This is a genomic window from Streptomyces colwelliae (assembly GCF_048158785.1).
GTDB lineage: Bacteria > Actinomycetota > Actinomycetes > Streptomycetales > Streptomycetaceae > Streptomyces.
The window spans coordinates 1-556 of sequence record NZ_JBLTJC010000911.1 but is presented as its reverse complement, the minus strand read 5'-3'; the positions used below and the strand labels follow the sequence as shown (position 1 = coordinate 556).

Below are 556 nucleotides of genomic sequence, written 5' to 3'. Positions count from 1 at the left end.
CGCCGCCGCGATCTCCGTGCCGTCCGGGCCGTACAGCACCGCGCGGCCGCTCACCCGCTGGGCGAGTTGGCGCAGGACCGAAGGGATCGGGTCGGGGCGGGAGGCCGCCGCGGCCAGGCTCTGCTGGGCCTCGGTGACGCGGCGGAGTTCGGCGAGGCGGGCCTGTGCCATCAGCTGCCAGACCGCGCGGGCCACCCGGGAGAACGGGGTCGGGGGCGGGACCTCCAGGAGCGGCAGGTCGTAGTCGTCGCAGGCCGCGACCAGGGCTCTCGGCACGGTGTCGTGGACCGGCGCGACGCCGAAGCCGAGGGCCACGCCGCCCGCCTCGACGATCCGGGAGACGTAGTCGGCGAAGTACGTGCCCGAGCCGGCCGCCTCCGGGATGTGGACGCCGGCCGTCAGCAGCAGTTCGCCGCCCAGCAGGTACGGATAGGGGTCCGGCATCTCCGACGTGTGCGCCCAGTGGATCGCGATGTCGGGGTCGGACGGCCCGGCGATCTGCCGCAGCCCCAGATCCTCGCGGGCCAGGAGGGCGGCGAGGGGCACGGGCGGGGTG

1 protein-coding gene is annotated in these 556 nt (G+C 75.9%); it reads right to left on the bottom strand.

Annotated elements, in window-relative coordinates; all coding sequences use genetic code 11:
- The coding region (locus ACNFOC_RS55120; RefSeq protein ID WP_416966410.1) for a PucR family transcriptional regulator ligand-binding domain-containing protein at window positions 1-556 on the bottom strand (556 nt) is incomplete at both ends.